The organism is Limosilactobacillus albertensis (assembly GCF_014145555.1).
In the GTDB taxonomy this organism is placed as follows: Bacteria; Bacillota; Bacilli; order Lactobacillales; family Lactobacillaceae; genus Limosilactobacillus; species Limosilactobacillus albertensis.
In genome coordinates this window covers 24,505-40,645 of the sequence record NZ_JACIVD010000073.1, presented here as the reverse complement: position 1 = coordinate 40,645, position 16,141 = coordinate 24,505, and the positions used below count along the sequence as shown (strand labels likewise).

The following is a 16,141-nucleotide window of genomic DNA, read 5'->3' as shown; positions in this document are numbered from 1 at the left end:
AAAATGAACAGCTCGTGCCAGACTGACGCGAGCTGTTCATTTTAAAAACTTATTGCCTAAGCTTCCTATTAATTTTTTTCAAATCCTGCTTTACCGCGTAAAAATTAATAAACCACATAATAAGGTAAATCATTACAAAAATGCCAGTAAAAACTAACCAGTTAATTAGGTTTAATGGGAACCAGCCGGCTAGAATTGCCAGGGGAGTAAATCCACAATAATAGATGATAAAGTTAACGATTGTTCGTTTTAAAATTGACCAATCCTCAATATTAAAAATTAATGCGCCCAAGCTGAATACAAGCCCCATCATCCCCCAGAGAATTACAGAAACTAACACTGCATTTAACGGTCGACTAAAATGATCGGTAAAAGTTGGTGCAGATGGTACGTAATCTTTAAGGTTGTAGAGGTAACTAAAGAATAATGAAAAGATTAAGCCGAATAACTCGCCGACACTTACCCCGCTGACGGCATAAAGAAAACATTTTTTCATAAACCTAACCTCGCTTTCAAATTTTTGATTTTGCGTCGACTAATTGAAATTCGCTGGTGATTTTTTAAAATTACATCAATTGCGCCATTATCCATTAATTCTAAGTGATCGATATGCTTAAAATTAAAGATTGCACTCCTAGAGGCTTCAACAAAATCATTAGTTAATTGCGCTTTTAATACCGAAATTGGTTTCCGATACTGATAGCGTTTATTAGCGGTTGCCACTTCTAAGCCGTGATCAGCTGTTTGAATGGCGAAAATATCACGATAGTAGACGGGAACTAATTCATTATCATAGTTACACCATAGTACCTGCTCATTGTTATTTAAATATTCTAAAAGATCAGCGAGTTTAGGAGTCATTTTCCGCACCCAGATTTCAGCATGTTCATCCTTGATTGAACTATCGACATGGCAGTTGATTTTCAAAGTGTTATACCTCCTCAATTGATGTATCAATTTTAACAAAAGATAACGATGCTAACTGCAAATAGTATTAAATGGTGGAAAAATACGAATAAGAGGTATGATTTAGGAAACAAATAGCAAAATTGGTAAGTGTTCTAAGGATGATGGGAAGTAGTTAATAATGAGTAAGTATAATCAGTTATGGTAGTATATCGCAAACAATGAGAACGGATCTTTTGAGCTGACATTTGAACAAATTGGCGTGATCGCTGGTGTACCATTAGATCATTCTTTCTTAAGGTATAAGAAAGAGTTACTAAATTATGGATTCAAGGTAGAAAAAATTTCAATGAAAAATCAGTTAGTTGAATTTACCAAACTTAAAGCAGAAACCAAGTAGTAATGATTCAAAGAAGGCAGTTGAAATGCGGCAAGTACCGATTAATCAGGCTAAGTCTATCTTAAAGCAGCTTTTGAAAGCAAGAAATCATCAGAAAGTTCGTTTACTGACAAATAAGAAAGACCGTTCATTAACGGTTATTGTAAATAATGGTGAAGTAACCGTGATTGAACAAGGATACGTTAATGATGCCAATATATATTTCGCTGAAAGCTCAGCTAAACACAAACTTACAAAGGCTTTTAAGCGCGAATTTCCCCGTAGTCACCAGCTTTATGTTAGCTATGAGAAAACGAGCTAGATTATTCACAGATAATAGTTAGCAATATCTAGGCTACTGTAATAAATGAATTTAAGCAGATTACTTTTCATTTTTCTATTTATGAGTAAACTTAGGACTAAAACTAGCTTTTAGAGGTGGAGTTCTATGAAGACGTTATTTGTTACAGATGAAGCTAAGAAACGGGTTGCAAAATATATTAGTCCGGATAAACGAATTGTCCTTGATTTTGATGATGGTGTTGGACCATTTTCTGCAGTTGGAAATTGTAATCTTGATGCAAATTATAAACTAATCTTTGTTAATAAAGACATCGAATTAACTGATTTTGATGAAAAGGTCAGTTCTAATATTGGCGACATTTATATTAAAAGCGAGTGGTATGCTAGTGCTCAATTTGAAGATCAAATGGAACTTCGCTTTGATCCTAAGCATATTGCACTACCATTAGTTAGCCCGACTAAGATCTTAACAGGGAATGTAGAGGTGCTTAATATTAGTAAACCGATAAAGGTAGAATATACGAAGACACATGATTGCTAAACTATATTAATAAAAGATTTAGGCGATTTTAGCGAGGAGTTAAAAGAGGCGATTAATCAAATTAGACAGCAAAACTAAATTATTACATCAAATATTTCCCAGGAAATATTAATTTCATAAGTCGCTAGTTATGGTGAAATTCCAGGCTAGTGGCTTTTATCGTTAAACCATCATTGTACTTTTACCCCCCCATTTTATAATTAGGTTGTAAAACGGTTACAAAATTAGGGGTGATGAGAATGTTACAGGTTAAAAACCTTAATATCTATTACGGGCGCCATAAAGTCATTAATGATGCATCATTTAAAATCCAACCTGGAGAAATCATTGGTTTAATTGGACCTAATGGAGCTGGTAAGTCTACAATAATGAAAACAATTCTAGGATTAACTAAGTTTACCGGAACAATTATTTTTAATGGACAAGAGATTACGCCGACTAAACATACAGCGCTCCAACATGTTGGTGCTTTAATTGAAAACCCAGCCTTATATCCTTTTTTGACAGGCCGTGAGAATTTATCACTCTATGCCAATGACCAGGCTGAGCTAGCGAAAATAGTTTCAATGCTTGAAATGGATCATTATATTGATCGGCGAGCAGGCGATTATTCGATTGGAATGAAACAAAAGTTAGGAATTGCATTAGCACTTTTAAATCATCCCCAATTAGTTATCCTTGATGAGCCAATGAATGGGCTAGATATTGAGGCAACTATTTTAATCCGCAAAATTATCCATCGTTATGCGACCGTGGGCACAGCTTTCCTTATTTCAAGCCATGTTTTGAGCGAACTTCAAAAAGTGATGACCTCGGTAATTATCCTTAACCATCATGAAATTATTATGGATACTCCAATTGATCAATTTAAGAATACTCCCGTAAGTAAAGTTAAGTTAAAAGCTACGGACAATTCCGCTGCAAAAACAATTTTGACTAATAGCGGGCTTGATGTTCATCAGAATGATAACTATTTAATTATTAATATTGCTGACATTGATCAAGTACAAAATTTACTTTACCAGCATCATATCATGTTACGCGAACTAACTCCGGTTCACCAAAACTTTGAACAAGTAGTTGTTAGTGTTCTAAAAAAGAATCGGAGGGATACACAATGAAAACTAATCTTTCCCACGAATTCTATAAGATGATCCACCAACGTTCTTCTTGGGTAGCGGTAATTGTCCTTTGCGGTTTAATGCTATATTCAGCAACGCCGACTGCTTATATTACTAAAAATCTCATTTCTCAAGGCTTTGGCACTGGTCAGTGGGTGATTATTATCATGATTACGTTAAGTGCTAACTTTATTGCAATGGAATTAAAGAATAATACGATGACCACGTTGCTATACAAGAGTCCCAATCGTTGGGGAGTTTTTGTCGCAAAATTGATTGTCCTAATCGTATATAGCATTGTCCTTTTAATTGCCGGATTTATTTTTACTTTAATCATTAAAGCCGTATTGGTTAACAGTCATTTTACCTGGCAATCGATCTATCACCAGCATACCCTGTTCAATTCCCTATTGCTTAACTTATTAGGTGTTGGAATCTACTTGCTATTTATAATTACCTTGTCAATGCTCTTAATTTCATTATTTAAATCGAGTGCAGTTGTGATTGTAATTGGTTTATTTATTGGCTTTCTCGGTGCTAATATTTCAGCACTTATAATGCAGACATTTCCTGGCATTAAATCAATAATTGCTTGGAACCCGCTTAACATGATAAATATTATTACCCAATTATCGAATTCGCGCGTAATCCAAAGTTCTGCATTAACGAATAATGAACTGATTATTGGCAACTTAATTTATGTAGTCGTTTTCCTTTTAATTGGGATCCTAGTCTTCAGAAAGATTAGTTTATAGGAAAGGAGGGAGACGAATGAGTACCGAGCTATATCGAGAATTATATAAACTTAATCATCGGAAAATACCCTGGTTAATGGTTATTGTCATGGTTATCGTGATGATTATTATTGGACTAGCAATGGGACGGACCTATAGTAATTTGTTAGTGATGACCTGCTATGATTCGAGTACTATTATCATGCTATTATTAGTGATTGTTGGTTCGACAATCTTTTCTTTAGAGTTTCAAAACGGAACGATTATTCCTTTAATATATCGATCACATAGTCGGTCAGTGGTCTTTTTTGCTAAGTTCATTACCTTATTCTTGTATAATTTGTTTTTACATGGGATTGCAATTTTGGTAACGGTTCTTCTTAATATTTTTCCAATTATTAATAATCCGGTCTCATGGACTGCTACCTATCAATATCATCAGCCATTAGTTATTAATATGATTGCTAATACTGGTGTGGATTTAATTACTTCCACCTTAATCATTAGTTCAATTTGTTTAACTTCCTGTATAATTAACTCTAATACCGTGGTGATTGCAACTAATGCTTTAATTATTTTTATGGGCAGTGGTTTATCGACTAATTTATTGTTAGCTCATGTGGGACCCAGTGCGATTATTCGATGGAATCCATTTAATATGTTGAATTTAACTACCCAGTATTATAATTATGCGACTTATCATCAATCATCATTACTTTCTAATCAGCAGTTGTTGTGGGGAACTATCATCTATACTATTTTATTTACGCTATTCGGTTATTGGATTTTTCAGCATAAAAAACTATAAACAAGATCAATCTAGAATCCAAGAAACGTTATCGCAAAGTGAATACGAACAACCATAAGCCCACATAATAATCTGTAGTCAGGGGCGAAAACTCAAAATAGAGCCTTACAGGACGGAAAATAACGTTAAATGATGATAAAATTGATGATAAAAATTGCGGCTTTAATAAAGCAGTAAGGAGAACAGGCCAATGAAACTAAGGACACTTCACGATACCATTAAGAAGAAATATGAAAATGGTGATTATAACCACCAAAATAATTTAGGAGAAAACCTAAAATCAAATAGGGAAAAGCAGTATGAGCAGATGCTTGCCAGCACAATGAGTGTTACTTCGCTATTTTTAATTCTTCTTTGTACGGAAATTCCGAACCGTTACGATTGGCTGGAGGACATTTTGATCTTTTTGACGATTGCCAATGGAATTGCTTGTATTTTTTCTGCATCAAAGTTAATTCAACTGAAGAAGTCGCCAAAATAGTATCGGGTTAGATTAATCTTAAAATAATTTTCAAAGCCTGCAATCACTTATTAATCAGCAAAAAGGAGAAATCAAATATGGCTTATGATTTTAAGAAAGAGGAGAAAAAATTCTATCGACCGAGCAAGAAACCTACTCTAATTGATGTTCCGACTATGACTTATTTAACTGTTCATGGTAGTGGTGACCCTAATCAAGCGGGTGGGGAATATCAACATGCACTCGAATTACTTTATAGTCTTGCCTATACTATTAAGATGAGTAAAATGGGTGAATATCAGCCAAGTGGTTACTTTGATTTTGTGGTTCCGCCACTTGAAGGCTTTTGGTGGCAACCAGGGGTTAAAGGCGTTGATTATCAGCATAAAGAGAATTTTCACTTCATCTCAGCGATTCGGATGCCAAGCTTTGTAACTTCAGAAGTTTTTCAGTGGGCTGTCAATGAAGCAACTGCTAAGAAAAAGTTGGACTTTACGCCCGTCAAATTAACTTCAATCGCAGAGGGGCAGTGTGCACAAATTATGCATGTTGGTCCATATGATAATGAGCCGGCAACCGTTGCTAAGCTTTATAATTTTATTAAACAAACAGGGTATCAGCCAAATTACACGGATCAGCGTCATCATCATGAAATTTACCTATCTGATCCTCGTCGAACTAAGTCAGAAAATCTGAAGACAATTATTCGAATTCCAATTAAACAGATTAATAAATAAGTACGATCAATCATTAGTAAAGTAAAAAACGTCTTTTTAACTCCAAAACGGGGGAGAAAGACGTTTTATTCGTTTATCTTTGTTTAAAGAATTTTTCAACTTCTTGCTCAGTTAAATGATATTTTTCACTGACTTTTTGTTTAATCACTACAGGCTCTATATTTAGTTCTTGAAGGGTGCTAATCAAAGCCTTAATTCCATCCGATTTTGCTGCTCTTTGTCCTTCTTTAAGCCCTTCTCTAATTCCTTCTTCGCGTCCTTCTCTTTTAGCATCCATCAAATTGATTTCGTACTTCATAAAGCCATTTCTCCTTTCTGGATCGTCTTTAATCTGCTTAATCTCATTTTGGATTTGCGCAATAAATCTACTATTATTGTTACTCTTATTGCGCATTAAAGCAAGAAAGCTTTTGATTGCTTGGTCATCTTTATCAAATTCTTTGGCGAGAGCGTTGAGGACAACGACTGTTCGTTTATCATTAAACTTTAAATGCTGGTCCTTAGTACAAGTTAGTTCAAATTCATAACGTGCCCATCCTCGACCAAAATAATCAAAATTACAGAACATAATAATATATGTGGGATACTGATTAAGGATTGAGTAGTCTTCTCCTGGATGTAGCAATCCGTGGTCGATTTGTTCTTGGTAATAACGCAATCGTGCTGGCAGATTTTTTTGATCATTGACCTGCATTTCAATGACGACGATATTATTTTGGCTATCACGGACATAGACATCAAAACGAACCCGATGAGAGTTGACAGAATTGACATCTTTTTGAGTTTCTAATTGGACAATTTCCTTAGCCTTGAGATTTGGCAATGCGCGATTAATTAGTTCAAGACAAATTTTCTTGTTTTGCATTACCAATCCAAACATAGGATCACTGGTAATAGTCATTTTCTGCCAACGGTCATAGATTAGTGCAATTTGCTGCTCACGACTTAAATTTTTATTCATTTTTTTGTGTCCTCCTTGATTGTTTTTGCAACCTCTATAATATATATACGTAAAGAATCAGATTTTACATTTTTTAATAAGCAATAGTAACGTAATGGTCCGTGTTTTTTTGGAGGGACGAACATGAAAAAATATAATGAAATTTTAATTGGTTCTGGTCCAGCAGCGTATAAAATGTCAAACTTATTAGCAAAAACGAATCACAATGTATTAGTCATTGAAGGCTTTGAATTTGGCGGAACCTGCCCGAATTATGGTTGTGAGCCCAAAATTTTTCTTGAAGGCGCAGCGCGAACAGTTCTTCAATCACAACAATTAATGGGACGTGGCATTAGTCAACCAGCCAAATTAGATTGGCAGGCACTTATGAAAACAAAACTTAGCCGATTCGATCCATGGCCGGATGAAACGCTCTCAATTATTGAGAAAAGTCATGATGTTGAGGAAGGCTATGCTCACTTTATTGGTGACAAAACAGTGAGCGTTAATGGTCGTCAGTACCAGGCTGACCATATTATTATTGCAACAGGACAAACACCCAACATTTTAGATATTCCGGGAAAAGAGTATTTACACACAAATTATGATTTACTATCCTTGAAAACCCTGCCATCGCGAGTTGCTGTTATTGGTGCGGGGTTCGTTGGCCTTGAATTGGCGACCCTAGTGGCGGCTGCTGGTGCGGATGTAACGATGATTATTCACTCTGACCGTGTATTGCGAGAATTTACGCGAGCAGAAGATAAAATGCTTGTTGAGGCAATGAAGGAGCGGGGAATTAAGTTTATTTTTAATGCAAACACGCAAAAAGTTAGTCAATTAAAAGATGAGTTGATCATAGCAACCGACCAGGGAGAAGTTAGAACTGATTACATACTTAATGCAACCGGGCGCCATCCTAATATTGAGAAATTAGCATTAGATAATACAAATATTAAGTATGATCATCATGGCATCAAAGTAGATGACCATATGATGACTTCAGTTGATGGGGTATATGCGATTGGTGATGTAGTCAGCCGCCAAGAGCCTAAGTTAACACCGGTTGCTGAGTTTGAAGGACAGTATCTTTTTGATTATTTAACAGGTAAGACCACCCGGCCAATTACGTACCCGCTGATTGGTCAGGCTGCCTTTACTTTTCCTGAGGTTGCGCGTGTTGGTGTTAATGCAGATAGTGTTGCAGATGACTCTCAGTACCAAGTTAAGCGAATTTCCCTTAAATATGGAAGTTTATACGCAGGACAAAATGACCAAGTTAGCACCTTAACCTTGGTATTTAAAGGAAGACAATTGGTAGGAGCTAGTGAAATAGGTGATTACGCAGCAGACGATATCAATAACCTTATTCCAATTATTGGTTTACAGATTGATGGTAATGAGTATCGGCAGAAGGTAATGGCAATTTATCCAACTTTAGGCGACAAAATAGCAGGGTTGTTACCATGAGCTTTGAAACGGTAGATATTGAAAACTTATTTCCTAAATTATGCTAAACTTTAGTAAGGACTTTAATTAGGAGGTAATCAAATTATGGAATTACAAGAAGCGATTAATCAACGCCACTCGGTTCGTGAATTTCAGGACAAGCCGGTTGAACATGAAATTATTACTAAAATTGTTCAATTAGCACAGCGAGCACCATCATGGGTTAATTCACAGCCATGGCAGGTCTACTGCGCAATGGGTGATTCTCTTCAGCAAATTAAAAATGCTTATCATGAACAAGATAAAGCGGGGAATCATGGACAGCCAGATCTATCAGTGATGGGGCGTGAAGAATGGGCTCCCCAAGCGCAAGTAAATATGAAACAATGGCGCCATGAGATTGTTCACCACTTTGCTAGTTTTGATGAAGCTCATGAAAAGATGACCAATGCCAGCGATACCTTATATCATTCACCGGTTATCCTTTATATTACAATTCCTAAAGCATCCCCTGATTGGTCGGTCTTTGATGCGGGATTGTTCGCGGAGAATCTTATGCTAGCAGCTACCGATAATGGATTAAGCACTATTCCAACATATAATAGTGTCCGCTTTCCTGCGATCCTTCATCAAATATTGCAGGTTCCAGAAGATGAACGTTTTATTGTTGGTATCTCACTAGGTTACCCAACTGCCGACTCAATCAATACCTATCAATCAAAGCGCCGACCGGTAAATGAAGTTCTTCATTTCAATTAATAGTAAAAAGGATTAATCAGTGATTTATAGCTATTTACTGGTTAATCCTTTTTAGTTATCGAAATACAAAATTCATGAGAGAAAATAGCGATATTTGTATTTCCCGGGAAATTAATTTGCTGACGGCTAATTGACGGGTTATTGTCGCCTAAATGACGTGGCAAGGGTATTATCGAGAGTAAAATTAGAAGGGAGGAATTAAAATGGTTAATAAAATTAAGCAGCTACGGATGGAGAAGCACCTTTCACAAGAGCAGCTTGCTGAAAAGGCAAAGGTTTCTGTAAGGACGATTTAGCGATTAGAAGCTGGCGAAGATGCAAAATATCCGTTAACAGTTAATCGTATTGATAAGAATCAAGATGAAATATCTAAAACGCGCAATAAATAAGGAGCCGAGAAAATTCTCAGTCCCTTATTAGCGTTCCTTCCACTTAATCGAGAAGTCATTTAATTTGCTTTTATTCTTAAAATAATCTTTTACTCGTGGTACTACTTCTTTGCCATAAATCTCGATAGCCTTCATGATATCTTCATGCGGCATGGAAGCAATTGGTAAGTGAAGGTAGAAATGCTTTAAGCCAAGTGTTTCCATCATTTTAATGATTTTGTTAGCGACGGTTTCGGCATCACCGACGAAAATTACTCCATCGCTGCCAATGCTTTCGAGGTATTGGTCGTATGTCATGCCATTCCATTGTGGCCGTTCTTTGCTAATGGTATCAACTAGTAATTTGGTTGGGTAAAAGTATTCCTTGATTGCTTTTTCATTATCATCACTTAGCCATCCCCAGGAGTGAGCAGCAACCGGCATCTTCCCCAGATTATGGCCAGTCTTTTCTGCAACGACACGATAGAGTTGAATCAGCGGTTTGAAGTCTGTTATTTTACCGCCAATAATTGCGTAAACAATCGGTAATCCCAATTCAGCTGCCCGAATTGTTGAGTTAATATTGCCACCGGTAGCTAGTGAAATTGGCAATGGCTTTTTGGCACGAGGATAAATCCCAATATGATCAACTGCTGGGGTAAAATTACCCTTAGACCAATCAAGAATTTCATTGTTGTTAATTTTTAATAACATCTCTAACTTTTCTTTGAAGAGAGCGTCATAGTTATCTAAATCATAACCAAATAAGTCGAATGCCTCAGTAAAGGAACCGCGACCAGCCATAATTTCAACTCGTCCAGGAGCAATCGCATCAATTGTCGCATATTGTTCATAAACGCGGATTGGATTAATTGTTGGTAAATTAGTAGTGGCACTCGAAAGATGGATTTGTTTTGTCCTTGCAGCTCCCATCGCGAGAACAATTTCTGGAGCAGAAACGGCAAAATCCTTTCGATGGTGTTCACCAATAGCAAAGGCATCAATTCCCACTTTGTCCGCAAGAATGATTTCTTCTAATAGGTTACGAATTCGTTCATCATGGTTGATTGCTTTCCCCGTTTTTTCAAGCGGGGTAGTTTCGCCAAAAGTTGAAATGCCTAATTCAATTGTCATAATGGTATTCTCCTCTCTTACTTACTTTTTACAAGTAATATCTTATCATAAATTTTTTTATTTAACAATCATTTATATTTTAGAGGTAATACCATCTAATTTTAGGTTACTATTGGTAAAAATTATCGGTCCTATGAATTAGTGTTTTGCATTTTTTCTAACAAATTTCAAATTCAGCGGTTACAATAGTTATATGCGAAAAAGAAGAAATAAACAGCAACGACAAAAGCAAACATATTTTATAATCGGATTATTATTAATAGTTGGTCTCGCATTTAGTGTGTACCATGCTCATCAGACAAAGACTGTTAGCAACTCCTATCCCGTTGATGAGACAGTGACGCTTACTAATACTGCTAAAATATATGATTCTCTTTCAGCAATAAGGGAAACGAATACTAAGTTTAACACTGCCTCAACGTACAAGGTTAACCGTTATTATCTGATAGATAAAGATCCCCATAAAGTATATGCCCAAATCATTTATAATGGAAAAAACTACTTTGTCCGCTCTACTGATACAAATATCGTAATGACCAACGCCATCAATAAGTATATTGCGCAAGCAGGCTATCCTCACGCGGATATTGAGCACCAAATATCTTCGCGCTTTACTCAGCAGCAATATGGGACGACATCTGGTAAACCACGTGGGGTAATTATTCACGATACGGGGAACGAAAACTCAACGATTAATAGTGAAGTTTCATATATGGAGAAGAATTATGGTACCACCCGGGTATTTGTTCATACCTTTATTGATGCCCAACAGATTTTGAATATCGCTGATACCAAATATATGGCTGAGGGAGCAGGACCCAATGCCAATCCATACTTTGTTCAATTTGAAATGCCGCATGAATATACCGCCACTGCATTTGCTAATCAAGTTGCGAATGCTGCTTATTATACTGCCTATAATTTAAAGCAGGGTAATCTTCCGGTAACAAAGGGAAATAAGAATGGTGGCGGCACGGTTTGGACACATGCAATGGTCTCAAGTTATTTGGGCGGTACTGATCACCAAGATCCAATCTCATATTGGTCGGCATCAGCTAAAAAACTTTTTGATACCTCATACACCATTAATGACTTTATTGTATTAGTGCAGGCTTATTACAATAAGATGTAAGTAATTAATAGCAATGTTGGATAGCATCTAATGATAAGTCTTTTTACGGTAAATCACTCATAAGTATAATGTTGGAGAGTCATGCCCATCTATCGTATAGTTACACTAGGAGGGATAAATCATGACTCTCTTATTAATTTTTTGTTTATTAGTTATGTATAGTTTCATCAAAGGGACCTTTCAACTTGAACCCGTAACTAAGACTAGTTTCATTATTATTCCGATTTATGCTGTTATAATGACGATAATCTCGATGTTTACTGAATCAAACGAATGGCACTTATCTGTTACGGTTATCTTAATTCTGATTGGAATTATGCTAGGCTGGTTTCAGACTTTCAGTGTCCGCGTTGTTAAAACCGCCGCGAAGGATAAGTATGATAACCATATTTTCAAGTATTGCCGGGGATGGGCTTATTTGTATGGCTTTGGACTTGTTTTTGTCGTTGAAATTGCTACCAATTATTTATTGGGATTAAAAGTTACTATTAAAAGTGTTTTATTTGAGCTTTTAAATGAAGTATTGCGGGAACGGTTTAAATTTTTGCCTGATAATGGATGGATAATTTGGCTATTGCTTGCTGTAACGACGAGTGTATACACAATGATCCTTGTTCATCGCTATCCCTGTATCAAAGAAGCACTGTATTGGAAAAAATATAAAAAAGAATAATCATAAGCAAACAAAAAGCGCCTAGTTATAGATGGTATTTACCACATGACTAGGCGTTTACTTTAACGTTCGCTATCAGAACCAAAGATATCTAAGAAGCTAACAAAAAGATTAATAAAGTCGAGGTATAATTGCAAAGCACCGAGAACTGCGAGACCGTTAGAAGATACCTGATCGCCGCATTCGAGGTAGATGTTTTTCATTCGCTGAGCATCCCAAGCTGTTAATGCAGTGAAAATAATTACTGCAATTATTGATAAGATATAACTAATCATCGGACTTTGAACGAAGAAGTTGACGAGTAATGCGATAATCAAACCAATTAAAGCAGCACTGGCATATGAACCCATTCTTGTAAAGTCACGGTGAGAGAAGGTGCCGATTATTGCCATCGTTAAGAACACGCCGGCAGATGAAACAAATGCAGTAGCAATATCTGTTCCGGCATAAGCTCCTGCAATAAATGCAAACGAAATTCCATAGATAATTGCGGTAAGAACAAGTAAGAAGAAACAAAGTCCTGGACTCCGTGTAGCGTTAAAACTAATTCCAAAAGTTAGAATAATAGGCAGGAGGATAATTAACCAAATCCCCCAGCGATTATTAACCATAAATGCAGTGAATTGTTTAGCAAAAACATTCATTACAAGCCAAGCGGTCAGTGCTGAAAGTAGTACCGCCAGGGTCATTAAACCATACATCTTTGTTAAAAACCGGTTTAAGCCTGTAACATCAGCAACGTTTCTACGATTAGGTGAGAAATCATCCATAATTAAGCGCTCCTTTCCATAGTAACTAGTTGCCTACCTTTATTATATTCCATAACTTTAATAATAAAATTAATTTGCAATAAGTTAGCAATGACGGCTTCTATGAAAAACTTGTAGCACTCGTTATTATTCTTTATTATAATTAGCAAAAACAAGGGGGATTTTTGTAATAAGGTAGTATGATGAGCAATTTAGGGAATTAATAGTTGGTAATTCATCATTCACTAACTTCAAGTAAAGAGGTGACTAACAACGACTAAAATAGATGAACAGTTTGTTCACGCGGTTTTGAATGTTGTTGATATAATTCCGAACGGGCGCGTGGCTACTTATGGACAAATTGCACGGATAATTGGTCGTCCTCGTAACGCTCGTTTAGTAGGGAAAGTCCTTGGTAAATTTGGCGGTCGCGGGCACCATCCTTGTCATCGGGTTGTCACTGCTAATGGGCGCTTGGTTCCGGGATGGTTTGATCAGCGTCCGATGTTATTAGCAGAAGGGGTCCCATTTAAAGACGAAAATCATGTTGATATAAAACGTTGCTACTGGAGAGGAATATAATTTCCTGGGAAATAAGACGGAGAAGGTAATGAAAAACGATCAAATAGGATCAGTGGCTTATATGAGGTCACTAATAAATAGCGGGTTAACTGCCCATGATCAACTAGATTTAATCCTTAATTACCACCTGAATGCTGAGATTGATGAGAATCGCTTCCTACAGCTGCTAAGTAAGAAATATCAACTAGCACCTCAATTAGCACCAACTAGTTATTTTTATCCTTATTTTCGTGACTTAGTAGTAGACGCTTATGGCTCTCCTGAGGGACTGTCAACTGATTTATTGGGGAGAAAAATTCACCTATTTCGTAGCTATCTTGACCGGCAAAATATTGCTTATATTCGTAATTATCACAGTCCGCGACTTGATTCCAATGCGACTGACCTTCAGCGATTACTTTGCTATTTGCATGATAACCACCTAAGAGCTGATTTTAAAACAGGGGCAAACTTTCATAACCGTTATCATCAGTCATTTACTTATCCTCACAATATGAAAGTTCAGTTATTACGTAATTCAATTCGTTATAAAAAGAACCCGGCAAGAATGATTGAATTTATTATTGATATCGATAGTGGCAATTTTGTTAGTCAATGGAATATTTATCATCAGACTGCTACCGGGCTAATTGATACTAATCCTGATCATTATTCACTTAACCAGTTGCAGCAGGTTGCTAATACTGAATCCTTCAATTACGGTATTCCCTACGGCGGGCGATTGGTTGTCGGAAAATATCGTCATACACACCAGTACCTAGATGTTAACCAACCGTTAAATAGTAAAGTTCGTCGTGTAGCAAAGGATTACTGGCGTTTTCCTCATGACTATAATCATAATGGTAACTATGCTGATCTGATTAAGGGACCGCAAGATATCGTTGCTTGGCGTAAGGTCCCTAAAAATCAACGGTATTCGATCTATATGAATTATGTTGAGTATTTAAAAGAACAACATTTAAAAAATAAGGGGATTAATTCTTATTTTTCAGCTACTCCAAAATATCATCAATTCTGTGCTCATTGGAAAGCGGGGTTGCTATAATGGTAACTAAAGGGAGAGCGATATTATGAATAATGAGCTTCAAATAGCATTGATGAAGAAATTGGATGAACATGAAGATGAAATTATCAAGATTCGGCGCTATTTGCATGCACATCCAGAAACTTCCTTTCACGAAAAGAATACAGCGCGATACATTAAAGAATTTTATCGGCACTTGGACTGTGATTTACGAGACTGTGGTGATGGATATGGAATTCTTGTTGATATCCACGGTGCACGCCCTGGTAAGTGTTTGGCTTTACGTGCCGACTTTGATGCGTTAGCAATTCAAGAGGATAACGACCTGCCATTTAAATCACAAAATCCTGGAGTAATGCATGCTTGTGGTCATGACGGTCATACAGCATATATGATGGTGTTGGCTAAGTGTTTGATTGAATTAAAAGAAATGCTAAATGGAACGGTGCGGATTATCCATCAACCAGCAGAGGAAGTTTCGCCAGGCGGTGCATTATCAATGATTCAAGATGGTGCATTAGATGGCGTTGATAATGTTGTCGGTATCCATGTGATGAGTACGATGCCAACAGGAACAATTCAGCTTCATCCAGGGCCAACCCAAACCGGGCGCGCTAATTTTGACTTGACTTTTGTAGGTAAGGGCGGTCATGCATCAATGCCGCAATTAAGCCATGATGCAATTGTAGCGGGAAGCTATTTCGTTACTACCGTTCAAACTGTAGTGTCGCGACGTCTAAACCCATTTGATGTTGGTAGTGTTACGATTGGCTCCTTTGATGGCGCTGGATCGTATAATGCAATTAAAGAAAGCGTCAGTTTAAAAGGTGACGTTAGGATTATGGATGAAAAAACACGGGAGATTATTAAGTCATCAATTCAAAAAGTTATTAAAGGGATTGATGACTCCTTTGACGTTCATAGTAAATTAAAGTACGATGATAATTACCCGGTTTTGGACAATAGTCGGTCCTTTACAGCTGAAATTGAGAAATGGCTTAAAGAAGCGAACTTGCCACGAGTAACAGCAATCAAAGATAGTGGTTTTGTAAATGCATCAGAAGACTTTTCTTATTTTGCCCAGGTTGTTCCGAGCTGCTTCTTTTATGTGGGCTGTCAGCCGGCTGATGGTGGTAGCTATCCCCATCACAGTCCAGAATTTATGTTGAATGAAAAATCACTTTTAATTTGCGCTAAGGCAATGGGGACAGTAGTAACAAATTATTTTGCCCTTCGTTAACAAAAACTAAACATTCTTTGATATATGTTAAAGTGATTATCTGGATAAAATAATTAAGTAATTATTGTCTATTATGTTTCAAAAGTGTTATGGTTGATTTTG

The 16,141-nt window shown here is 36.7% G+C and carries 21 protein-coding genes; 16 read left to right on the top strand and 5 right to left on the bottom strand.

Translation table 11 applies throughout. The features are described 5' to 3' along the window. Window positions 1–49: 49 nt before the first annotated feature. Both H5S41_RS10475 and H5S41_RS10470 read right to left on the bottom strand, forming a co-directional pair. Window positions 50–496 carry a DUF3021 domain-containing protein gene (locus H5S41_RS10475; RefSeq protein WP_182603270.1) on the bottom strand — a complete coding sequence of 149 codons (447 nt, stop codon included), beginning with the start codon at window positions 494–496 and terminating at the stop codon, window positions 50–52. Beyond that, window positions 493–927, bottom strand: coding sequence for a LytTR family DNA-binding domain-containing protein (locus tag H5S41_RS10470; protein WP_182603269.1), 435 nt, complete (start codon window positions 925–927; stop codon window positions 493–495). The genes H5S41_RS10475 and H5S41_RS10470 overlap by 4 nt, the downstream gene beginning before the upstream one ends. 190 nt (window positions 928–1,117) lie before the next feature. On the opposite strand from H5S41_RS10470, the gene H5S41_RS11990 reads away from it, so the two are divergent. The 8 genes from H5S41_RS11990 (at window position 1,118) to H5S41_RS10435 (ending at window position 5,989) form a co-directional block, all read left to right on the top strand. Then, window positions 1,118–1,306, top strand: coding sequence for a hypothetical protein (locus tag H5S41_RS11990; protein ID WP_231833096.1), 189 nt, complete (start codon window positions 1,118–1,120; stop codon window positions 1,304–1,306). After that, window positions 1,272–1,607 (top strand): hypothetical protein, encoded by a 336-nt coding sequence (locus H5S41_RS10465; RefSeq protein ID WP_231833095.1) that lies wholly within the window; start codon window positions 1,272–1,274, stop codon window positions 1,605–1,607. Before H5S41_RS11990 ends, H5S41_RS10465 begins: the two co-directional genes overlap by 35 nt. 126 nt (window positions 1,608–1,733) lie before the next feature. Next, window positions 1,734–2,129, top strand: coding sequence for an iron-sulfur cluster biosynthesis family protein (locus H5S41_RS10460; RefSeq protein WP_182597610.1), 396 nt, complete (start codon window positions 1,734–1,736; stop codon window positions 2,127–2,129). Window positions 2,130–2,368: 239 nt separating this feature from the next. Further along, entirely contained in the window at window positions 2,369–3,250 is an 882-nt protein-coding gene (locus H5S41_RS10455) for an ABC transporter ATP-binding protein (RefSeq protein ID WP_182603268.1), read from the top strand. Then, a complete protein-coding gene (locus tag H5S41_RS10450) occupies window positions 3,247–4,005 on the top strand; it encodes a DUF2705 family protein (RefSeq protein WP_182603267.1) in 759 nt (252 codons plus the stop codon). Before H5S41_RS10455 ends, H5S41_RS10450 begins: the two co-directional genes overlap by 4 nt. Before the next feature lie 16 nt (window positions 4,006–4,021). Beyond that, window positions 4,022–4,792, top strand: a complete 771-nt coding sequence (locus H5S41_RS10445; RefSeq protein ID WP_182603266.1) for an ABC transporter permease — start codon at window positions 4,022–4,024, stop codon at window positions 4,790–4,792. A gap of 190 nt (window positions 4,793–4,982) precedes the next feature. Next, entirely contained in the window at window positions 4,983–5,273 is a 291-nt protein-coding gene (locus H5S41_RS10440; protein WP_182603265.1) for a hypothetical protein, read from the top strand. Between the two features lie 77 nt (window positions 5,274–5,350). Beyond that, the gene (locus H5S41_RS10435; protein WP_182603264.1) at window positions 5,351–5,989 is read left to right on the top strand and encodes a GyrI-like domain-containing protein; all 639 of its coding nucleotides are present in this window, start codon (window positions 5,351–5,353) and stop codon (window positions 5,987–5,989) included. A gap of 73 nt (window positions 5,990–6,062) precedes the next feature. On the opposite strand, the gene H5S41_RS10430 is transcribed toward H5S41_RS10435, so the two are convergent. Continuing rightward, the gene (locus H5S41_RS10430) at window positions 6,063–6,950 is read right to left on the bottom strand and encodes an Rpn family recombination-promoting nuclease/putative transposase (protein ID WP_182603263.1); all 888 of its coding nucleotides are present in this window, start codon (window positions 6,948–6,950) and stop codon (window positions 6,063–6,065) included. 123 nt (window positions 6,951–7,073) lie between these two features. Between H5S41_RS10430 and H5S41_RS10425 the strand changes: the two genes are divergently transcribed. The 3 genes from H5S41_RS10425 to H5S41_RS10415 all read left to right on the top strand — a co-directional run bounded on the left by H5S41_RS10425 (window position 7,074) and on the right by H5S41_RS10415 (window position 9,433). After that, the gene (locus H5S41_RS10425; RefSeq protein WP_182603262.1) at window positions 7,074–8,399 is read left to right on the top strand and encodes a dihydrolipoyl dehydrogenase family protein; all 1,326 of its coding nucleotides are present in this window, start codon (window positions 7,074–7,076) and stop codon (window positions 8,397–8,399) included. Between the two features lie 84 nt (window positions 8,400–8,483). After that, window positions 8,484–9,137, top strand: coding sequence for a nitroreductase (locus H5S41_RS10420; RefSeq protein WP_153709979.1), 654 nt, complete (start codon window positions 8,484–8,486; stop codon window positions 9,135–9,137). Window positions 9,138–9,340: 203 nt separating this feature from the next. Then, a complete protein-coding gene (locus tag H5S41_RS10415; protein WP_231833094.1) occupies window positions 9,341–9,433 on the top strand; it encodes a helix-turn-helix domain-containing protein in 93 nt (30 codons plus the stop codon). Between the two features lie 120 nt (window positions 9,434–9,553). Here H5S41_RS10415 and H5S41_RS10410 read toward each other — a convergent pair whose 3' ends face one another. After that, window positions 9,554–10,639 (bottom strand): LLM class flavin-dependent oxidoreductase, encoded by a 1,086-nt coding sequence (locus tag H5S41_RS10410; RefSeq protein ID WP_182603261.1) that lies wholly within the window; start codon window positions 10,637–10,639, stop codon window positions 9,554–9,556. A 193-nt stretch (window positions 10,640–10,832) separates the two neighbouring features. On the opposite strand from H5S41_RS10410, the gene H5S41_RS10405 reads away from it, so the two are divergent. Next, on the top strand, window positions 10,833–11,771 hold the full coding sequence (locus H5S41_RS10405; RefSeq protein WP_182603260.1) for a peptidoglycan recognition protein family protein: 939 nt from the start codon (window positions 10,833–10,835) through the stop codon (window positions 11,769–11,771). Between the two features lie 121 nt (window positions 11,772–11,892). Next, the gene (locus H5S41_RS10400; RefSeq protein WP_182603259.1) at window positions 11,893–12,444 is read left to right on the top strand and encodes a hydrophobic protein; all 552 of its coding nucleotides are present in this window, start codon (window positions 11,893–11,895) and stop codon (window positions 12,442–12,444) included. 62 nt (window positions 12,445–12,506) lie between these two features. Here H5S41_RS10400 and H5S41_RS10395 read toward each other — a convergent pair whose 3' ends face one another. Further along, window positions 12,507–13,214, bottom strand: a complete 708-nt coding sequence (locus tag H5S41_RS10395) for a Bax inhibitor-1/YccA family protein (RefSeq protein WP_182603258.1) — start codon at window positions 13,212–13,214, stop codon at window positions 12,507–12,509. A 261-nt stretch (window positions 13,215–13,475) separates the two neighbouring features. Here H5S41_RS10395 and H5S41_RS10390 point away from each other — a divergent pair, with 261 nt between their 5' ends. The 3 genes from H5S41_RS10390 to H5S41_RS10380 are packed head-to-tail and all read left to right on the top strand — an operon-like array spanning window position 13,476 to window position 16,039. Beyond that, window positions 13,476–13,775 carry an MGMT family protein gene (locus H5S41_RS10390; protein ID WP_182603280.1) on the top strand — a complete coding sequence of 100 codons (300 nt, stop codon included), beginning with the start codon at window positions 13,476–13,478 and terminating at the stop codon, window positions 13,773–13,775. Between the two features lie 28 nt (window positions 13,776–13,803). Beyond that, window positions 13,804–14,820 carry a DUF3114 domain-containing protein gene (locus H5S41_RS10385; RefSeq protein ID WP_182603257.1) on the top strand — a complete coding sequence of 339 codons (1,017 nt, stop codon included), beginning with the start codon at window positions 13,804–13,806 and terminating at the stop codon, window positions 14,818–14,820. Between the two features lie 25 nt (window positions 14,821–14,845). Continuing rightward, window positions 14,846–16,039, top strand: a complete 1,194-nt coding sequence (locus H5S41_RS10380; protein WP_182603256.1) for an amidohydrolase — start codon at window positions 14,846–14,848, stop codon at window positions 16,037–16,039. The last annotated feature ends 102 nt before the right edge of the window (window positions 16,040–16,141 follow it).

Excerpts from the sequence above, each read along its gene's own strand:
- H5S41_RS10475 (WP_182603270.1), bottom strand. The coding sequence starts at position 496 with ATGAAAAAATGTTTTCTTTATGCCGTCAGCGGGGTAAGTGTCGGCGAG.
- H5S41_RS10460 (WP_182597610.1), top strand. The coding sequence starts at position 1,734 with ATGAAGACGTTATTTGTTACAGATGAAGCTAAGAAACGGGTTGCAAAA.
- H5S41_RS10455 (WP_182603268.1), top strand. The coding sequence starts at position 2,369 with ATGTTACAGGTTAAAAACCTTAATATCTATTACGGGCGCCATAAAGTC.
- H5S41_RS10450 (WP_182603267.1), top strand. The coding sequence starts at position 3,247 with ATGAAAACTAATCTTTCCCACGAATTCTATAAGATGATCCACCAACGT.
- H5S41_RS10445 (WP_182603266.1), top strand. The coding sequence starts at position 4,022 with ATGAGTACCGAGCTATATCGAGAATTATATAAACTTAATCATCGGAAA.
- H5S41_RS10440 (WP_182603265.1), top strand. The coding sequence starts at position 4,983 with ATGAAACTAAGGACACTTCACGATACCATTAAGAAGAAATATGAAAAT.
- H5S41_RS10435 (WP_182603264.1), top strand. The coding sequence starts at position 5,351 with ATGGCTTATGATTTTAAGAAAGAGGAGAAAAAATTCTATCGACCGAGC.
- H5S41_RS10430 (WP_182603263.1), bottom strand. The coding sequence starts at position 6,950 with ATGAATAAAAATTTAAGTCGTGAGCAGCAAATTGCACTAATCTATGAC.
- H5S41_RS10425 (WP_182603262.1), top strand. The coding sequence starts at position 7,074 with ATGAAAAAATATAATGAAATTTTAATTGGTTCTGGTCCAGCAGCGTAT.
- H5S41_RS10420 (WP_153709979.1), top strand. The coding sequence starts at position 8,484 with ATGGAATTACAAGAAGCGATTAATCAACGCCACTCGGTTCGTGAATTT.
- H5S41_RS10415 (WP_231833094.1), top strand. The coding sequence starts at position 9,341 with ATGGTTAATAAAATTAAGCAGCTACGGATGGAGAAGCACCTTTCACAA.
- H5S41_RS10410 (WP_182603261.1), bottom strand. The coding sequence starts at position 10,639 with ATGACAATTGAATTAGGCATTTCAACTTTTGGCGAAACTACCCCGCTT.
- H5S41_RS10405 (WP_182603260.1), top strand. The coding sequence starts at position 10,833 with ATGCGAAAAAGAAGAAATAAACAGCAACGACAAAAGCAAACATATTTT.
- H5S41_RS10400 (WP_182603259.1), top strand. The coding sequence starts at position 11,893 with ATGACTCTCTTATTAATTTTTTGTTTATTAGTTATGTATAGTTTCATC.
- H5S41_RS10395 (WP_182603258.1), bottom strand. The coding sequence starts at position 13,214 with ATGGATGATTTCTCACCTAATCGTAGAAACGTTGCTGATGTTACAGGC.
- H5S41_RS10385 (WP_182603257.1), top strand. The coding sequence starts at position 13,804 with ATGAAAAACGATCAAATAGGATCAGTGGCTTATATGAGGTCACTAATA.
- H5S41_RS10380 (WP_182603256.1), top strand. The coding sequence starts at position 14,846 with ATGAATAATGAGCTTCAAATAGCATTGATGAAGAAATTGGATGAACAT.